17 protein-coding genes are annotated in these 17,959 nt (G+C 32.3%); 3 read left to right on the top strand and 14 right to left on the bottom strand.

Annotation, left to right across the window (positions count from 1 at the left end):
• Positions 1 to 472: 472 nt before the first annotated feature.
• From Q1A60_RS10705 to Q1A60_RS10670, 8 genes are all read right to left on the bottom strand, one after another.
• Positions 473 to 1,111, bottom strand: coding sequence for a response regulator transcription factor (locus tag Q1A60_RS10705; protein ID WP_299764459.1), 639 nt, complete (start codon positions 1,109 to 1,111; stop codon positions 473 to 475).
• Positions 1,108 to 3,042 (bottom strand): sensor histidine kinase, encoded by a 1,935-nt coding sequence (locus Q1A60_RS10700; protein ID WP_299764461.1) that lies wholly within the window; start codon positions 3,040 to 3,042, stop codon positions 1,108 to 1,110. Before Q1A60_RS10700 ends, Q1A60_RS10705 begins: the two co-directional genes overlap by 4 nt.
• A gap of 190 nt (positions 3,043 to 3,232) precedes the next feature.
• Complete coding sequence (locus Q1A60_RS10695) at positions 3,233 to 3,694, bottom strand: hypothetical protein (RefSeq protein WP_299764463.1); 462 nt, start codon at positions 3,692 to 3,694, stop codon at positions 3,233 to 3,235.
• Between the two features lie 76 nt (positions 3,695 to 3,770).
• Entirely contained in the window at positions 3,771 to 5,387 is a 1,617-nt protein-coding gene (locus Q1A60_RS10690) for a BspA family leucine-rich repeat surface protein (protein WP_299764465.1), read from the bottom strand.
• A gap of 24 nt (positions 5,388 to 5,411) precedes the next feature.
• Positions 5,412 to 6,209 carry a hypothetical protein gene (locus Q1A60_RS10685; RefSeq protein WP_299764467.1) on the bottom strand — a complete coding sequence of 266 codons (798 nt, stop codon included), beginning with the start codon at positions 6,207 to 6,209 and terminating at the stop codon, positions 5,412 to 5,414.
• A 450-nt stretch (positions 6,210 to 6,659) separates the two neighbouring features.
• Positions 6,660 to 7,418, bottom strand: a complete 759-nt coding sequence (locus tag Q1A60_RS10680; protein WP_299764469.1) for a hypothetical protein — start codon at positions 7,416 to 7,418, stop codon at positions 6,660 to 6,662.
• Between the two features lie 149 nt (positions 7,419 to 7,567).
• Complete coding sequence (locus tag Q1A60_RS10675) at positions 7,568 to 8,332, bottom strand: LytTR family DNA-binding domain-containing protein (protein ID WP_299764471.1); 765 nt, start codon at positions 8,330 to 8,332, stop codon at positions 7,568 to 7,570.
• A 3-nt stretch (positions 8,333 to 8,335) separates the two neighbouring features.
• Entirely contained in the window at positions 8,336 to 9,442 is a 1,107-nt protein-coding gene (locus Q1A60_RS10670; protein WP_299764473.1) for a histidine kinase, read from the bottom strand.
• 313 nt (positions 9,443 to 9,755) lie between these two features.
• Between Q1A60_RS10670 and Q1A60_RS10665 the strand changes: the two genes are divergently transcribed.
• The gene (locus tag Q1A60_RS10665) at positions 9,756 to 10,166 is read left to right on the top strand and encodes a hypothetical protein (RefSeq protein WP_299764475.1); all 411 of its coding nucleotides are present in this window, start codon (positions 9,756 to 9,758) and stop codon (positions 10,164 to 10,166) included.
• A 260-nt stretch (positions 10,167 to 10,426) separates the two neighbouring features.
• Here the strand turns inward: Q1A60_RS10665 and Q1A60_RS10660 are convergent, their stop codons facing one another.
• Complete coding sequence (locus Q1A60_RS10660; RefSeq protein ID WP_299764477.1) at positions 10,427 to 11,740, bottom strand: hypothetical protein; 1,314 nt, start codon at positions 11,738 to 11,740, stop codon at positions 10,427 to 10,429.
• A 271-nt stretch (positions 11,741 to 12,011) separates the two neighbouring features.
• Here Q1A60_RS10660 and Q1A60_RS10655 point away from each other — a divergent pair, with 271 nt between their 5' ends.
• Positions 12,012 to 12,704, top strand: coding sequence for a hypothetical protein (locus tag Q1A60_RS10655; protein WP_299764479.1), 693 nt, complete (start codon positions 12,012 to 12,014; stop codon positions 12,702 to 12,704).
• A gap of 191 nt (positions 12,705 to 12,895) precedes the next feature.
• Here the strand turns inward: Q1A60_RS10655 and Q1A60_RS10650 are convergent, their stop codons facing one another.
• The 3 genes from Q1A60_RS10650 to Q1A60_RS10640 are packed head-to-tail and all read right to left on the bottom strand — an operon-like array spanning position 12,896 to position 14,499.
• On the bottom strand, positions 12,896 to 13,750 hold the full coding sequence (locus tag Q1A60_RS10650; RefSeq protein WP_299764481.1) for a LamG-like jellyroll fold domain-containing protein: 855 nt from the start codon (positions 13,748 to 13,750) through the stop codon (positions 12,896 to 12,898).
• A gap of 47 nt (positions 13,751 to 13,797) precedes the next feature.
• Positions 13,798 to 14,349, bottom strand: a complete 552-nt coding sequence (locus Q1A60_RS10645) for an amino acid racemase (protein WP_299764483.1) — start codon at positions 14,347 to 14,349, stop codon at positions 13,798 to 13,800.
• A complete protein-coding gene (locus tag Q1A60_RS10640) occupies positions 14,350 to 14,499 on the bottom strand; it encodes a hypothetical protein (RefSeq protein WP_299764485.1) in 150 nt (49 codons plus the stop codon).
• A gap of 174 nt (positions 14,500 to 14,673) precedes the next feature.
• On the opposite strand from Q1A60_RS10640, the gene Q1A60_RS10635 reads away from it, so the two are divergent.
• On the top strand, positions 14,674 to 15,564 hold the full coding sequence (locus Q1A60_RS10635; RefSeq protein WP_299764487.1) for a LysR family transcriptional regulator: 891 nt from the start codon (positions 14,674 to 14,676) through the stop codon (positions 15,562 to 15,564).
• 150 nt (positions 15,565 to 15,714) lie between these two features.
• On the opposite strand, the gene Q1A60_RS10630 is transcribed toward Q1A60_RS10635, so the two are convergent.
• Positions 15,715 to 15,915: a hypothetical protein gene (locus Q1A60_RS10630; RefSeq protein ID WP_300007679.1), complete on the bottom strand. Its 201-nt coding sequence runs from the start codon at positions 15,913 to 15,915 to the stop codon at positions 15,715 to 15,717.
• A 256-nt stretch (positions 15,916 to 16,171) separates the two neighbouring features.
• Positions 16,172 to 17,824: an alpha/beta hydrolase-fold protein gene (locus Q1A60_RS10625; RefSeq protein ID WP_299764491.1), complete on the bottom strand. Its 1,653-nt coding sequence runs from the start codon at positions 17,822 to 17,824 to the stop codon at positions 16,172 to 16,174.
• Between the last annotated feature and the right edge of the window lie 135 nt (positions 17,825 to 17,959).

Here is a 17,959-nt window from a genome sequence, read left to right as displayed (position 1 = left end):
GTACTAAATAAGAAACATTCTGCTGTTTGTACTATAATTAGTCGCTATGTAAAATTGCCGCTGCCTATACGCCTGTCTGCCGTCAGGCAGGCTCGATTGCTTTATTAAAATAATTATGCTATCACATTAATTTTTTAAAACACAATTTCCAACCGCATAGCCACCGCCAAACGAACTTACGTTAATAAAATGCCCTGTGGACATTTTTAGGAAGTTGCGAGATGATGTGGTTGGAAAACCTTTTAGAATGATTTAAAAATCGCGTATATGATAATACTCCTGCAAGATTTTTTTCTACGGCATTCCTGCCTGCCGGCAGGCAGGCTCGTAAGTTAGTCACAACAGCTTAAAATTTTTCTACGAGTAAATTTCTAAGCCCTTGTTCAAATTCTACACTTGTTTTTAGATAAACAATCTTTGGTTTTTATGTAAAATTTCAATTAATCTTTTTTAAAACTTGATGCATTAAGAATTAGTCTTTTAACAAATCTTTCTCCAATGCAATTTTTATAAGACCAACACTATTTCTCGCTCCCAACTTACTTATCAAGTTCATACGATGTGTCTCTACTGTTTTGATGCTAATACAAAGTTTGTTAGCGATTTCTTGAGTGGTAAATTCTTCGGAAATAGCTATTAACACTTCTTTTTCCCTTCGGGTAAGCTTAGGGATAAAAGAGGTTGATTTCTTTTGACCTAATGAGCTTTGGAGCAACTTTTTTTGGATGTCGTTCTGTAAATATTGCCCTCCAGTCAAAACAATTTTAAAGGCCTCTATCAATTCTTCTTTGCTGGTGTTTTTTAGCAAATATCCACTAGCCCCGTTATTGAGAATACGTTTTACAAAAGCGATTTCGCTAAAACTGCTCAGAGCAATTATCTTTAGCTGTGGATGTTCGACCGATAGTTTCTTACATAAATCGATTCCATTACCATCTGGTAAATTAATATCCAATAAAAGAATATTGGGTTGTTCCTTAGATAAGCCGTCAATAGTACTGGCAACACTGATATATTTTTGAACAACCCGAATGTTATCCTCATTCTGAAGCATATTTTCAATGCCCTGCATGACCAATTCATGATCGTCTGTAATGGCTATGGTTATCATGTTGTCGAGGTTTTAGCATCCACAACAATAGTATAGGAAGTTCCCTTATTGTTGGAGAGAAAATCCATTGTTGCATTCAAATAATCGACACGCGATTGTACGTTCTGCATGCCTATACCATCGCTCTTTATAGCTTTTGGGTCAAAGCCATTGCCATTGTCCTCTACAGTGAGTTGTAGGAGGTTTTCTAGATAGCTTAACTGTACATCTACTGTTGAACCATCTGAATGCTTAATGCTATTGGTAACCAATTCTTGTACGATACGGAACAGATTTGTTTCTTGTTTTTTATCAAGTTTAATGGCATCACCAAGGTGTTGGAATTCAATTTTAGGTTTATGAATATTATTCATACTCTGGCAATATTCATCAATGACCTCGATCAAATTAAAATCTTTAAGTGATGGCGGCACCAAATTGTGCGAAATGGCCCGTACCTGCTCACAACTATTATCAATCATCGTGACTGCTTCTTTAATGACTGTATTGTTCATCTCTAGCAAAGAAGAGAGTTTAAATTTAATGGCAGATAAATCACCATTAACCCCATCGTGTAGTTCTTTGGCAATTCGAAAGCGTTCCTTTTCCTCCCCTTCCATCAAGGACTCCAGCGTACGCACTTCATGTTCACGTTCTATAGTCACCAATTGTTGCTGTATACGTTTTTGGCGTTGCTGAAATATAAACCATAATAAAATAGAGGCTAATAACAGGGAAATAATTACGATGCTCATAGTACGGGTTTTAGATTTATTTTCTTGGATGGCCAACTGTTGGTCTGCCATTACTAATCTCTGTTCTGCAAGTTCTTTTTCTTTTTTTTCGGTTTGATATTTGGTTTCGGCATTTGCGATAGAAGTTTTGTTCTTTTCAGAATTTAGAGAATCATTTATAATTATATATTTTTCATAATAATTAGTTGAATTTTCGAAATTGTTATCCATTTTCTCAGCTTTCGCTCTAGTCTTATATATAAAAAAATTCAACTTAGATATGTTATCCATACCCTCAATATTTTCGATTTTTTTTAAATATTCAATTGCTTTTTTAGGCTTTTTTACTAGAATAAAATGTTCTGCAATATGATTATATGTAATTATTAGGTCATAATTGTTATCCACTTTTTTTATATTTTCTATAGCTTCATAATAAGCTATTTCAGCTTTATCGAATTCTTTTAGTTCATCATAATAATAACCAGCTTTTATGTAATAATTATAACAAACTCGTGGAGAGGTTAACTCTTGACATAATTTTAGAGATTTGTCTAAGTTTAATTTGGCTTTATCAAAATTTTTACCTGTAATTTGATATTCTAAAATACCCTGTAAAGCATAGGATAGAACTAAATTATGATTACTTTTTTCAGCACTTTCAACAGCTAGATTTAAATATTTTAAGGCAAGACTATCATAGTCAGCATTACTATAGTCTACACCAAGATTAAATTGAGATTCAGCTAATTTAAAATTATTATTTTTTATAAGATTAATAGCTTTAAGACTTAATTTAACACTTTTACTAAAGTCCTTATCATCATAAGCAGCGGCATAATTTGCGTAAGCAGTAATAAGAATAGATGTATCTCTCTTTTTCTCTCCTATTTTAATAGATTCATTAAAATAATATCTTGCGGAATCTAGTTGAAGTTTATTAAGGTAGGATAACCCTATATTATTATAAGCCTTTGCTAAAAGATAATTATTAGATGATTTAGACAACTGCAAAGCCATACTAGAATATTTTGCTAAACTATCATTACTAATAGGATAAAATTTTTCTCCTATCAATAAATAAAGTCTAATTTTTGTAGTGTCTTTTATTGAAGGTTTTAAAATCTCCTGTTTCAAACTATCAATCTCCTTTGTTTGCGAAAACCCAAAAATAAAGCTGAGTAAAAAAAGAAAAAGCAAACTATTTTTTTTAAACATGGGTTGGTTGTTGTTGTGTTAAGGGCAGCTAAGCCAAACACCTAGCTACCCGTTTTTCAATATACAAAATTATAGTTACTGCGTTTTATGTACTGTTTTTAAATTTATTTTACCTCGGTAAGCTCGAGTAATGTGACATAAATGCATCATATCAAGAACTCTCCTATCTGAAAAATTCACTCGAAATGACTTATCTATTTGGCAATGCAATACACTTTTTCACAGGTTTACGTACCACAAAATAATTATCGGCTATGTTTTTGCTTATTCCTTTTATTGTAGGTGTTTTTTGGTTTTTAAACATCTCTGAATATAGTTGTATACTTGGTCGTTCAATGTATCCACAAAAATACCCTTGTGGACAATCTCTACAATTACCTTCGCATAAATCACCTGGCGCTAACGGAAGTGAGCAATAATACTCATTCAAAGCCTTTAATACTTCTGGGCTAATTGCTGAAACCCGAGCAATTTCTTGAAAATTCATTAGGTAAGCCAAACTACCGTCCTCTAATGTGATTTCCTTTTTGTCTTTTGATTTTAAAATTTTAGTGTATGCTGTATCGCTTAATTCATAATACTCATTTTGGCTATACACACCCGTATTTACGAACAGTATAGTTAATACAATAATTTTTAAAATTGTTTTCATGATTTCTACTTTTTAAAGGATTAAACTTATTTTATTTATGGATATATCACCCATGTCAATTGTCAGGTTGATCTACTTAATTAGGGTCACAATTGGTGAAATTTGGGGTGTTGTCTGCTGCTAGTGGTGCGTCAAGTGAAAAATTAGAACATTCTGTTACATTAACTACATTCCAACTGCTGATATCTTGGTTAAATGGAGAATTCTCGAACATACTCTCCATAGTTACTACCTCACTTACATTCCAATTACTGATATCTTGGTTGAATTGAGAGTTAGCAAACATATTTAACATACGTGTTACATTATTCACATTCCATTCGCTTATGTTTTGATTGAATAGAGAGTCTTCAAACATATCTACCATATCAGTAACATTACTAACATTCCAATCACTAATGTCTTGGTCAAATGAAGAATCTTCGAACATTGAAAGCATAATAGTTACGTTACTCACATTCCAACCGCTAATATCCTGATTGAAGACCGAATTTCTGAACATACTCAACATAGTAGTTACATTACTAACATTCCATCCACTGATATCTTTGTTAAATATTGAGTTATTAAACATACCAGACATATCAGTGACATTAACCACATCCCAGTCGCTTATATCTTGGTTGAAAGAGGAATTCCTAAACATCGAGGTCATATTGCCAACATTGTTTACATTCCAACCACTAATATCTTGATTGAAATCAGATTCATTGAACATATTACTCATATTAATTACGTTGCTTACATCCCAGTTACTAATGTTTTGGTTAAATGAAGAAGCATTGAACATATTACCCATATTTGTAACACTACTCACATCCCAATTACTGATATCGCCATTAAATGAAGAAATTGAGAAAAGAGCACCCATATCTGTAATAGTACTTACATCCCAATTATTTATACTACTATTCACAGTAAGTTCTCCAACAAAGGCAAACATAGCCCTCAAACTTTCTGCTTGACTTAGATTAGGTATATCTGTAGCATTTATATCTAATCTTTCTGCAGCAATGAAAGCTTCTTCCATCGTTTGCCACTCAATAGTTCCCCACTGTTCCACACTACGTATTTGTTCTCTTCCATCATCATTTGGAAACATATGAATAGCTGGAAAATCTCCACGTATACTTATCATATGACTACCTGCTGTTTCATAGACGTGAGCCACATCTCCTGTTCTTCCAGATTGTATGGTGCCATCACCCCAATCTATGGTATAATTGTATGTATACTCATTTGCTCTGGTAATTATGGTTATTGTTTCGTTACTAAACTCTGTAACCCATTTCGTTATAAAAGAAGTGTCGTCAACATCTATTACGGTAAGTGAAAGTGTGGCTTGAGCGCTTGTCATTCCATCACTTACAGTAATCGTAAGGGTATGATTTGTAGCAGTTTCAAAATCTAATTGCTGGTTGTCTTCTAAACTCAATACTCCATCATTATTAATCTCAAAAAGTGTAGCATCTGGGCCGCCTATAGTAAAGTTTAAGTTGTCACCATCTACATCTGTAGCTTCAATGATACCTATAGCTTCATTATCGGCTATATTTTCTGCTACAGTAAAACTTTGATCATTAATTTCAGGTGCAGTGTTTTGTTCTTCCCCCACTAGTTCTTCATCTTCACTACATGATTGAAAAGCAAACATGCATAAAAAGACAAGAGTTAATTTTACTACGGTTTTCATAATACTGTTTTTTAAAGGTTGTGGTTAGTTACAATAGTTTATATTTCTGCGATACCCATCGCCATTGGGCAGGGTCACAAAATCAGTTGCATATTGCGCTACGGGTAAGGGTAGTAAGCCGTTTAGGGAGTCTTCTAACATTAAAGGATGAGTGCTGTAAAATAGGATGATAAGCATACCATTGGGAAGGGAGGCTACTTCCCAATATCCAGGAATGGTGTCCTCGTCATACCCACTCGCCTCAATACCGGGTGCGGTTACTCCCAAATGTGCAGACCGGTATTCGACATAGCTGCCATCTGCACAAAATTGTATTTGGTTATTTGTACTTACACCTCCGCCTCCACCACCACGAGAACTCGTAGCAATCATTCTTGAGTTGGCCATAAAGGTTCTAAAGTCGTTGACCGCTTGGTTATTGAACTGCATTTGTCCAATATCGCCGTTCAGTTTTTGACGTACCACTTTATGACCTTGTGCCAAAAACGATAAGGTTCTATTTGAACTAGGTATTGGTAGTTCCGGCACGGGTACATCCGTAGTTGAAAGAGTATTTAGCTCTTTTAGAATGTTTTTGGGGTCTTCTAAAAAGGCCGTCTTCAGTTCTGCTTTGATGATCGTTTCGGCTTGATGTCGGTCACCCGTTTCCACCTCATAGTCATGCAGCGCTGTCAAATAGTCCGCAAAGTGCTTTTCGGTCAGTTCGTAACCGTCTTTGGAGGCTATGATTCCATTTGTTGATTCTTCAGGCTGTTGCGCACAGGTTTGAAAGGTCAAACCAAGTAGTGCTCCTATAACTAATTTAAATATGTGATTTTTCATGATTTTCCTTTGATTGCATTCACCTTCGCAAGGTCTAAAGAAGTCATGGTGAATTTCTCAGGGGATTCCCTGAAATAAAAAACTCAGGGTTTTCCCTGAGTTTTTTATTGTACTGTTCAGATTAAAAAGGATAGGATTAATTTTTTTAGTTATTTGTAAAAAGTCAATGCTTCAAGTGGTAAATAATTATAACTCATTGTATACACATTACCATATCTCCTCCCCCTTTCCTAAAACCAACGCAAATCGTCGCTTCGAGCAAAGTGTATTCTATTACAGTTGTAGAAGAAACTTTTGAGAAGAAAAAAAAACAAAAAAAGATATTGCTTGTAATAGCTTTTTACCCAAGCAATTTTACATATGAATAACCTTACATATATAAAGTGACATGTTAACTGAGCTTGATAATGCATAAAATAGCCACTATCTAGCACTTAATCCTTTTTATAATCATTCATCACTTAAATGAATATCTCCACTAATGGTTGTAAGAATGATAGAATGATTTCCAGTATTTAAATTCCTCGTAGCAAAACTTCCTACTATTTTTTCACCAATAATGAGTTCAGGAATTTTACCTTTTTTAAAAATGTTACCCAATGTAGTTTTTGCATCTATACTGTCTGTATCATCAATTTTTATAGTAATACTTCCACTCACTGTTTTTAATGTCATATCTCCCTGGTGAGTTCCTACCTGAATATTTCCACTAATAATATCCGTAACTAAATTTCCATAAAATATAGGTATAGTGACATTAGCTGATTTGCTATTTAATTCTACATTCAAATTTTGTGGGACATACATTGTATACACAGTCTTTATAGAAATACCATTCACACTGTTTTGATTGCCATTTTCTTCATTACCTATTTTAATAATAGTACTCGCATCTTTATTTGATAAAAAACGAAAGAACCCTTTTTCCTTTTTTAATAATTTGCCATAAGAGGCCTCTATATATACCGTATTTAGTCGTTTTTTGATTTCAAATTCAAAATGATCATTACGTTTACCATCATCAATCGTAACAGTTGCTTTTATATATACCTCATTTTTTTCCCAGGTGTTGATATCAATAGAACTTGCATATGGAAAATCAATAGATATGTTTGTTGCGTTGTCTATTGGGATTTTCTTTTCAATAGCTCTTTGTGCTTTTAATTGAAAACCCATTGCTATGATTGCGAGTAGAATTATTTTTTTCATTTGGTTCTTATTTTACACCGTACTTTAATGTAGGTATTGTTATACGCTACAAATATGAATGCAAAAACCAACTGAAAAAAGCTGATTTGAATGAGTTAAGGCATAAATACAATGAAATGGGTTAAAATATCAGAGAGAATTTTAGAAGGTTATGAATCTAGCCAAATCCTAAATTTTGCTGTAACACTAGAACTTGTCATCATTTTTTCTTTACTCCCTCGCATTTGAAGCAAAAGTCTATTTTTAAAGTAAGTATCCATACGTACGATATGACTAATGTTAATAATCCGACTCCGGTTAATCCTGAAAAATTTTTTTGGATCAAGCGTTTCATTAAGTGATGTAATGCTCTGAGAAAGCAAATGTGATCCTCCCTTATCGTCTACCAATTTACAGAATGTCCCTGAAGCTTCTATATAACTAATATCCTGTGTAGACAATAGGTGTATTCCTTTTGGAGTTTTAATAATGAAACGTGATTTATAATGGGTATCCTGAGATAATGCAGAAGTTATATATTTTAAAACGGTATCATTTATTTGATAGTCTGATGCGCTATTAAAAAGAGTATTATATTTCTGTAAGGCCTTGGTGATATCTTCTTGAGCATATGGTTTTAAAATATAGGCAATCCCATTACTTTTAAATGCATCTAACAAATATTTATGATACGCAGTACAAAAGATGATAGGACACTCTATTTTTAGTTCCTTAAACAATTCTATAGCTATTCCATCTAATAATTCAATGTCAGAAAATATAATATCGTACTTATTTTGATTGGTTAATCGTTCTTTTGCTTCAACGATAGTACGACACCAATCAAACGTATAAGATTCACTAAAATAGGCTTCTAAATGCTCAGAGAGTTTTTCATAAGCTGGTATTTCATCTTCTAGAATTAATATATTCATATGCTATCTGTCATATTTCGTAAGTGTAATAATCGGAATGGTCACTTTGAATTCTTCTTCACTTTCTTTGATGTCTATTGTTTTATCAAAAATTAAGAGGTAACGTTCTTTCAAATTTTGAAGCCCTGTTCCAAAGGATACTTCATTATTTATGGTGTTTGTCTTTGTATTTATTATTGTTATTTCTTCCTTTTTGACATCAATACTTGTAACAATAGGATTTTCATTTGTCGTTTTATTATGTTTTACAACATTTTCTACAAGTATTTGTAACGCTCCTGTGGGGAGATATTTATTATTACTTGTGTCTATATATTCTGAAATGTTAAACCTATACGTATTTCCAAAACGAGTTTCAATAAGATAGAAATAATGCCGAATCATTTCTATCTCTTTTTCTAAGCTTACAATTTCTTCATCTTTAGATTCAATTAAATACCTATACAGAGAGGATAAGTTCTGAATGTATTGTTTTGCTTTTTTTGATCTATCTTCTATTAATGCATCTAGGGTATTTAGGTTATTAAATAAAAAATGAGGATTTAACTGCGCCTGTAATAATTTTAATTCGCTTTCTTGTTGTTGTTTTTGAATCTGAACAATATGCAATTGACTTTCATAATACTTTTTGGCCAATAATATTCCTAAGGGTAAGCCTGCATTTTCAGCACTTAATCCTAGTCCATTTAATAATACAGTAAATAATTTTGGATACGTTTCCCATGGTTTATTTTCTGACCAATGCCAAGTTGTAAATACAATGACTCCAAACGTTGTAGCGATAAAGATAGCTAATGTGAAAAATAGAAAATAGTTTTTCTTTTTAATTAAAAATTTGGGAATAATCCATAAAAAGAAGAGAAAAACAACTATAAAAGTAGCTGCTAATTCTACGGGTATGGCTATTATATATCCTTTTAGTGGCGGTGATATATTTTGTATCGTACGACCGTCTGAGAAAATATATTTCGTAATGTCATAATTAACTACGTAATCATAGATATTGAGCAAACAAAAAATGACTGCATATATACCTATGAAAAGATAGTCGGTTTTATTTAGTTTAATAGTTAGCACACCGTTTATAAAGATGATAAAATAAAATAACATGTATATGTTATTAATACAAAACAGGCTAAAAAGGAATTAAATCAGGTTAAATTTAGTACGAATCATTCCATACACATTTCTACTTCGTTCCTATTCTATCGACTGCGTTTTGGACAGAATAGCATCCTAAAAAGCGTATGTATCACTCCTCTCCTACTTGACAAATAGGTACTCATGAACGCTGTAGAACTTCATTATAATTGTGTGCCCAATTGCTTTTTAAAATGAATGTATGTTTGTTAAACATTTTATAACTAAGTACATACGGAGTAATGAAATTAAAATATTTCGACTACTACCAAAATTATTAGTAATGACAACAATAGATAAAGAAGCATTCCTAGATAAGTTCGAAGTGGACTTAGGAACATTTTATTTCTATAAAAATTATATTGTTTCAGAAATAAAAGAAGGAACCGTTTTGACCATAGACAAACTTAATGATGTAATCCCGGTTGTATCTAAATATTATAAAGAAAAAGAATTATTCTCTTACATATCAAATAGAATCTATTCTCATAGTATCGTTCCAATGGATTATAAAGAATGTCCCTTCAATAACTTTGAAAATTTTATTGATTACGGCGCTGTTTGTTACAATGATATCACAAAGAAATCTGTTGAAATTGAAAAACATTTTTCGACAAAACCACTTAAGGATTTTAGCAATCTAGATGATGCTATCAAGTGGACTCATAAAGAAGTTTCTACTAGAAATAAATAAGCTTGTTCCTTTTGCAATAACAACTGTTATTATACAGGAAATCCCTTCGTTATGTGTCTGTATTTGCTTCCCTATACTTAAGAAATAAAAGATCGTAATCTATAAAAGACGGGTATACTTTTAAATACGCTTTCGCGAAAGCGTAAAAAGATTTTAAACTCTTTTAATCATTTACCTAATCATACCAAAACAACATAACCTCTCCTGAAAAAACGCAGGTCAGGTATAATAGCGCATATAAAAGAGTGTTTTAAAAATAATTATAAATCAAATAACCAACGACCACGGCGTTTCATGAGCGGATAATCTTCTAGACGCTTCACAGATGTTTCTATATGAAGTGTATCTTTTTTAAAAATACCAGTCCAGACAGTAGCTGTATCGCCTCGTTTAGAATATTTCAATGATTTCCAAGTTCTATTCTTTTCTATACTGTCATCTATTTTTGAGAAAAGTTCATATTGAGGTGTTGGATCTATAAAATCACTATAATTAAGTGTTTTCGTAAGTGTATCTATTGTAAAAGCTAATCGTTCTGTTTTTTTAGTATGATATATGATTTCAAAACTATTTGGATATACATTAGTTGTATTAAAATTAATTTCTTTCCATCGCTTTTCGTCCGTATCATTTGAGATAGTATCCCCATTTCGAATAAAAGTTTCCACTGTTTGTTTGTTTGTAAACCAAGATTGGTCTTTTTTCATAAGATTAGCATAGGTACTAAACTGATAAAAGAATAAAGATGACATAACAAGTAAAAGTGCTATTTTGAAAATTTTGGCTCTTGCATACGTTTTATCGTTTACAAATAAGCGTTTATAACGAACAGGAGTTGTCGTTTTATTCAATATCAAATAGTTGTATATACTAACAAATTGATCACTTAAGAGTATCAATATAAGTACTAATATATATATAGCATAAATCGTAACTGAAACATTATACCCTATGTCAAAAATGACAACATTTGCCATGACTATAACTAACAGGGTCAATCCTAAAAATGTAGTTCTTCTAAAAAACAAAAGCACCCCTCCTATCACTTCAAGCCATCCCGAAAAACGTGTCACAGTTTGTGAGTAACTAAAAAAGTCCCACATAAACCCCATGGCTGACGAATTTCCTATGTTTTTATCTAAGGTATCCATACTCATCACTCCAAACTGAATATCAACTACTTTTGATAGCCCATACGTAAGAATAATAAAAGCAATATGATATCGTAAAATGGTTTGCACCAAATTTTTGAGTTTTTGATTGTATGAAGTTTTATACTTATAATCTATCAATAACCAGATAAGAGTGCCAAGATTTGCCAAAAGGAAACAAAGAGTATAACGTACCACTTCATATCTTGAATCAAAACCTATGTAACGTGTATCTATGCTTAATTCCCAATTAAATAATACATCAGCTAACCAAAAAATGGGAGTATCCCATAGATGCCAATCTTCTAAAGCATATGTCATCCCGTAAGTCATATCATAAGGGAAGCAAAAAAACAGCAAAAAGAGTAGTACAAATCGCCAAAGGTATTTTTGAGATAATGGCATTTTTAGTTCTAAAGTCATATGTATCGTAAATAGTTTGCTAATATAGTTCTAGAAATAATATTCTTTATACTACATAAGCGTTTACTTTTACTTATTTCTCCCTATTATTTTTCTTCATAAAAAAGCAAATTAATTATATAAGATGTACATAATTAGCTTTTTAGTGTATAGGTATTGAGATATATTTGAAAATAGAAGAAGAATAATTCAACCATGGCAAGAATATTGTGGTTGTTTATTTTTTACATATAGAAATACATCTTTATATAATTTATTAAAAAATAATAGTATGAAAAAAGCCGTTACTTTAGTTCTTTGCCTACTGTGCATTTTACCATCTTTTGCACAGGAAACCACTACCGATAAAAACCCAAGAAATAATATACGCCAAGGATTTGGAACCCATAATTCTTTTGATTTAGGGCTAGGTTTTGTGAATCCTAATTTTAGGACAGACGGTTCTGCATACTACTTTGAAAATTGGGATACCGAAGGAGTCATTTATACTAAAGAGAATGGGAGTTTTAAAATAAAAAACATCAATATAAATCTTTATAACAATACACTTGATGCGCTTTATGACGAAAACTCTGTGTATACTTTCGATAGTAAAAACTTGATGAAAATAGTCGTTAATAAAAAATCTTTTCGAATCATGGAAATAGATGGGGAGTTAAAGATTTTCGAACAAATTTTCAGAAAAGGGTTTTCAGTATATAAACATTACAATGTACTCTATTCAGAAGCGTCCGTAAACCCTATGCATGCTAGAAGCTCCAATAAATACATTAAAAAAGCAAAATACTTTGTCTATAACGATGGTGAATTAACGAATATTAAACTATCAAAAAAAGCATTTTCTAAATCTTTTCAATCAGATAAGATGAGTCAAAATTCTATTACTGAATATATTGAAAAAAGTAAACTCTCTTTAAAGAAGGAAGATGACCTCATTAAAGTATTGAATTTTATTACTAGATAATATCTACTCGATACTATTTCAATATTTTAAATTTTAAAGAGTGTTTTTGATATTGAACTCATATGTATAAAGGGTTTATATCTTAGTACGCTTTCGCGAAAGCGTATACAATACACTTTTAATAATAGGTTGGCTATGTTTATATACAAATAAGATCTTATACGTTATTAGGTTTTCTTTTTACGTGATGATCAATTAAGTAAGGTTTTGATACCGTTTTTTAGTTCGAAAATAGTTTTCACTTCTTTAACATCTAGCGATTTATCAAAAACAGTAAGCTCATCCATTAGGCCAATATAGCCTAGTCCTAGCATGATTTTTCCATTTTCTTCTTCCCATGTGAAAGGATCATTTATATCTTTTATGATACCTTGAAATGTGCCATTTAAGTATAACTTGAATATCGGTTGTGATGAATTTACGTTAGAAAAAGTAATGGCAACATGTGTCCATTGTCCTTGTTGAAATGGTGGTTTATTTACCGTAACGGTTCGCTTTATCCATAAGTTTTCATCATTTTTATTTTCAGGATTCCAAATGTTTAGATCTCCCATAGCCCCTAGTCTAAATTTTCTTGGATCATGATCTGTAAAATCTACCCATAGTGCTGCATCATTGTATCTAACATCTGTAATACATATGGGATCACAATAGCCTGGAGCTAGGTCTTTATTAGGGTCTAATTGGAGCCAAAAAGAAATGGTACCACTCCATGATGTAGGACTATACCCTACATTTTTATAAGCTTTATAATAAATAGCAGCGGTATTTGCCTTTTTAAAGTGTAGTGCATCTCCACTAAGACCTTTTCCTTTTGCTAAAACGACATCTGGATTGTGCAAGCCAGGTTTTTCCGTAGTTAATTTTTTATAGTTTTCTGCCGTATACAGTTTTGCATCCCCAACCGATACATCTGCAATTAGTTTTCCGTCAAAAGAACTGTAAAAAAGCACATGATCATTTAATGTTTTGTTTTGCGAAAAAGTAATAGATGTAACGAGTAAAAAGAATACGCTAACTGTAAATAAACGCTTATTTGTTTTCATAATTTTTTAATTAAAGATTCATATTGATAGCATTCTCTGCCATGTTTTCAGTTGGACGCTGTAATACTCCACGCTATCGCTTTATAGGCATGGATTTTACCTGTATCAAATATTGGAATAGTTATATCTGATTCTGAGATTAGGATAGGTAATTCTGTACAACCAAGAATAACGCCCTCTGCTCCTTGATTTTGTAGTTGCTCAATAACCTCAATAATTTTCTGTTTTGAAGTAGTTGTAAATTGCCCTTTAACCAATTCGTTATATATAATGTCATGAACAACTTGCCTAGCATTTGTTTCAGGAATCAAAATGTCGAGACCAAAATCATTTATCAATGTGTTACTGTAAAAATCTTTTTCCATGGTAAATTTTGTACCTAACAAGGCTATTTTTTTTAAACCTGCTTTTTTGATAGATTCTCCCGTGGTTGTTGCAATATGCAGAAAAGGTATGCTTACACTCTCAGAGATATAATGGCTTACCAAGTGTATAGTGTTTGTACATAGTAAAATTATATCTGCTCCCGCCTTTTCTAACTGTTGAGCTGCTTGTTTCATAAGTGCTCCTATTGCCTCCCAATCTCCTTTAAAAGTCAATCATTCTATATCTGCAAAATCGACTGAAACCATAATACATTTTGCAGAATGTGAACCTCCTAAGATGTCTTTTGCTTTGGTATTTAAAAACTCGTAATACAGTTTTGATGATTCCCAACTCATCCCTCCTATTAACCCAATTGTTTTCATACTGTTATTATTTTCAGATATAGATTCAATACCATTTTATTGGTGTTCATTTTTTGTTTTTACAAAACTATCATGAATAATAAATCCTGCATAGTTTTGAAATTGAGATAAATAAAATGATCACTGAAATAATTTCAACGACAAGGTATAGATAACTACTATATCTTTGTAGCTATGGAACTGAAGTACTTTAGATTAATAAAAACGATAGCAGAAGAAGGTAGCCTTGCAAATGCTACTGAGCGCTTGTTCTTAACTCAGTCTGCTTTAAGTCATCAATTGAGAGATCTAGAAGAGCGATTAGGCTTTAAAGTCTTCCATAGAAGTAGAAATAAATGGGAACTCACAGAAGAGGGAACAGAGCTATATACATTGGCCAATAAACTATTTAGTTCTATCGATGAAAGTTTTAATACCATAAACCATATAAAAGAAGGCTCAAAAGGGACGATCAAATTGAGTGCCGAATGTCAATCGTTTTTTCATTCCATTCCATCTTTTATTCAAAAAATGGGAATACTATATCCAGAAATTGAGATAGATGTTACGCTTGGAGCAACACATCAAACAATATCACAAGTATTGTCAAATGACATTGATATTGCTATCGTGACAACTAAACCAGCTTCTGAAGAATTGGAAAGTATCAAAGTATTTGAAGATGAGATTTTTGCCGTAATCCATAAAGAAAATCAATTCAGTCATTTCGACTATTTAGAAGCAAGCCATTTCTCAGATTTGCATGTGTTGATAAACTCTTTTCCTTTAGATGGGGTGTTTATATATGAACATTTCTTAAAAGCACATAAAATCAATCCTAAAAAGATTTCTGCTATTCCGTTTACCGAAATTACCTTATCGATGGTTGAAGCAAATATGGGCGTTATGTGTGCTCCAAAATGGCAGTTAACTCCTTTTAAATTATCAAATGAGTTGATGTTTAAACGTGTAAGTAAGAATGGAATAAAGAGAACTCATTACTTAATTGTAAAAAAGGAGCATCGAAATAAAAAGTACATACACGATTTTATCTCAAGTTTTGAGGAAGATTTTTTAGAGGTATAATTTATTGGTACCGCCGAAGGGTTTAATACTCCGAGGCTTGCCCCGAGGTAGTTTACTTAAAGTTATCTAAAAACAAATACTTAGGTCTATTTTTTTGTTAAAAGAAAAAATCATGGGCTTTACATAAAAACCCATGATTGTGTGACTTAATTATTCTCCACCAAGTGTTGGACTTCCATACATATCAGAACAAATGTCTTGCCATTCATTTTGATTTTCATCATAATCTGGATCAGCCATGATAGCTCTAATAATGCAATTTTGATATTCAGTACGTGCTCCTCCTACACTTTTTAATAAACTTGCATTGTTGATTTGGTACTTCTTCAATTTTAAAAGATTTGATTTCATAATATTATATTTAATACGATTAATAAGTACTAAAAGTAGCATGTGCATTTAGGTAATAGCGTAATTACCGATAAGTACTTACTGAAAGAATATCAATTTTCATGAATTTGGTACTTTGTAGATAATTTTAATAATTCTTAAAGTGTATATAATACTTCTTTATCACTTCGCTCTTCTTATGGTAGTGAATCTCACAAGTACGCTTTCGCGAAAGCGTATAAAACAACTTTTATCTTAGTGATTAATTATTTGTCCATTACTCAGATTTAAGCGTCTTAATAACGTCCATAGATACCCAGTAGATGTCTACGGGAGGATTATTGTTTCCAGATTTTTGACGTCTATCAAAGAAGAGGTATTTTCCATCGGGTGATACACTTGGGTAATTCTCAGCATCACTTGTGTTTATTGTATCTCCCATATTGATAGCAGATCCCCAAGAACCATCATTTTCTCGGAAACTAATATACAGGTCAGAAGATCCATACCCACCTTCTCTCCTACTATCCCAAATAATATAGGATTCATCAGGGGCAATAAAAGGGTGTGCATTATACGTCCCAACAGCAAACTGTGGACCTAATATCTTTGGCTTTTCATAAGTACCATCTATCAGACGTGAATAGCGCAGTGGAGTGTCTAATTTTGGAGTGAAGGTATCAAAGTAATACGTACCATTGGATGCGGCAGAAAGTCGCATAATCTCAAGATCTTTAAAAGGAGCGCCAAGACTTTTTACTTCTGACCAACCCGAATCAGTACGTTCTATGTATTCATTAGCAAAATAGATGGTTTTCCCATCAGGAGCGATAGATGGTTCACTCACTCCCTTTTTTATAATAGATTCTTCCCATGTATTATTTTTATATTCAACAGCAGTTAATACATTAAATGTAGATTCAGTACCTAGTGGTCTCTTAACGAAATAAAAAGCTTTCATATCTGGAGAAAACATACCTTCAACTTCGCGATTTTCTACTGTATTTACGATACCTGGCGCAAAAATTTCAGCAATAATTCCCGGTGGTTTTTGTCCAAAATAAGAATTGCTCACTTGTGACAACCACTGCATACTACGTACGCCAGTCATGGGAAATGCTGTTTGATGATTTCCTTCGATCACTATAGTTTCTAACACTAAACTCTTGTCGTTCTTGTTTTTTAGTAAAGTGATAAACTCTTCAATATAAGTACTCGCTTCTTTCTCCAATGCACCATAGGAAATAAAAACATTAGCGTTTATATTTTGATGAGACGTAAGTCCTGAGAGGATAGGAATATCACCATCAAGCGCAGGACTACCAAGGATATAATTTTTAAAGGTATCTGGTTGTGTTAGTAATGTGTATGCACCAAACACACCTCCAAGTGAATACCCGAAATACGTACGATTACTTGGATCAGTTCGATAATTAGCTTCTACATATTTCATCACATCGTTGCGAATGAAATCTAGATGATTACTGGCCTGCCCAAATTGATATTTAGCTTGATGCTCAGCATTACTAGACTTACTAATTGAGTAATCTCGAAATCTACTCACATGAAATCTCCCCGCTTTCTTAAATTCTTCATGAATATCTTTTTGCCAAGAAATCCCTACCAAAATGGCTTCTTCCATAATGTATTCGGCAGCTCCTGACAATATCTCAACATGCCACATGGCATCTGTGTAATAAATCACTGGGTATTGGATACTATCATTCTCTGAATATTCTTCAGGGAGTTCTACATAGAGTTCATATTGTTTATTAGTTTTCGTTTCCTTTATCGGAATGACTTCCGTTTTAGGTAATTTCAAATAAGATTTTTTGACTGTATGAGCATCATTGTTTTTACTGTTTTCTTGCGCAAAAACAGTGTTACATGATATCGTACATATTAATACTACTAATTTTATTGTTTTCATATTTTCTTTTTTTGCTATCTATGATAAAAAATGCCTTGTTGTAATGGTTTCTAATTACGCTTTCGCGAAAGCGTATAAAACATCTTTATGCGTAGATTAATTATATAAAGCATATGTAGTTGTCTATTATTCAGT

Source organism: uncultured Dokdonia sp. (genome assembly GCF_947492535.1).
Classification (GTDB): domain Bacteria; phylum Bacteroidota; class Bacteroidia; order Flavobacteriales; family Flavobacteriaceae; genus Dokdonia.
The sequence above is the reverse complement of the archived record's forward strand: the minus strand, read 5'-3'. Positions and strand labels throughout refer to the sequence as shown.

Excerpts from the sequence above, each read along its gene's own strand:
- Q1A60_RS10705 (WP_299764459.1), bottom strand. The coding sequence starts at position 1,111 with ATGATAACCATAGCCATTACAGACGATCATGAATTGGTCATGCAGGGC.
- Q1A60_RS10700 (WP_299764461.1), bottom strand. The coding sequence starts at position 3,042 with ATGTTTAAAAAAAATAGTTTGCTTTTTCTTTTTTTACTCAGCTTTATT.
- Q1A60_RS10695 (WP_299764463.1), bottom strand. The coding sequence starts at position 3,694 with ATGAAAACAATTTTAAAAATTATTGTATTAACTATACTGTTCGTAAAT.
- Q1A60_RS10690 (WP_299764465.1), bottom strand. The coding sequence starts at position 5,387 with ATGAAAACCGTAGTAAAATTAACTCTTGTCTTTTTATGCATGTTTGCT.
- Q1A60_RS10685 (WP_299764467.1), bottom strand. The coding sequence starts at position 6,209 with ATGAAAAATCACATATTTAAATTAGTTATAGGAGCACTACTTGGTTTG.
- Q1A60_RS10680 (WP_299764469.1), bottom strand. The coding sequence starts at position 7,418 with ATGAAAAAAATAATTCTACTCGCAATCATAGCAATGGGTTTTCAATTA.
- Q1A60_RS10675 (WP_299764471.1), bottom strand. The coding sequence starts at position 8,332 with ATGAATATATTAATTCTAGAAGATGAAATACCAGCTTATGAAAAACTC.
- Q1A60_RS10670 (WP_299764473.1), bottom strand. The coding sequence starts at position 9,442 with ATGTTATTTTATTTTATCATCTTTATAAACGGTGTGCTAACTATTAAA.
- Q1A60_RS10665 (WP_299764475.1), top strand. The coding sequence starts at position 9,756 with ATGACAACAATAGATAAAGAAGCATTCCTAGATAAGTTCGAAGTGGAC.
- Q1A60_RS10660 (WP_299764477.1), bottom strand. The coding sequence starts at position 11,740 with ATGACTTTAGAACTAAAAATGCCATTATCTCAAAAATACCTTTGGCGA.
- Q1A60_RS10655 (WP_299764479.1), top strand. The coding sequence starts at position 12,012 with ATGAAAAAAGCCGTTACTTTAGTTCTTTGCCTACTGTGCATTTTACCA.
- Q1A60_RS10650 (WP_299764481.1), bottom strand. The coding sequence starts at position 13,750 with ATGAAAACAAATAAGCGTTTATTTACAGTTAGCGTATTCTTTTTACTC.
- Q1A60_RS10640 (WP_299764485.1), bottom strand. The coding sequence starts at position 14,499 with ATGAAAACAATTGGGTTAATAGGAGGGATGAGTTGGGAATCATCAAAA.
- Q1A60_RS10635 (WP_299764487.1), top strand. The coding sequence starts at position 14,674 with ATGGAACTGAAGTACTTTAGATTAATAAAAACGATAGCAGAAGAAGGT.
- Q1A60_RS10630 (WP_300007679.1), bottom strand. The coding sequence starts at position 15,915 with ATGAAATCAAATCTTTTAAAATTGAAGAAGTACCAAATCAACAATGCA.
- Q1A60_RS10625 (WP_299764491.1), bottom strand. The coding sequence starts at position 17,824 with ATGAAAACAATAAAATTAGTAGTATTAATATGTACGATATCATGTAAC.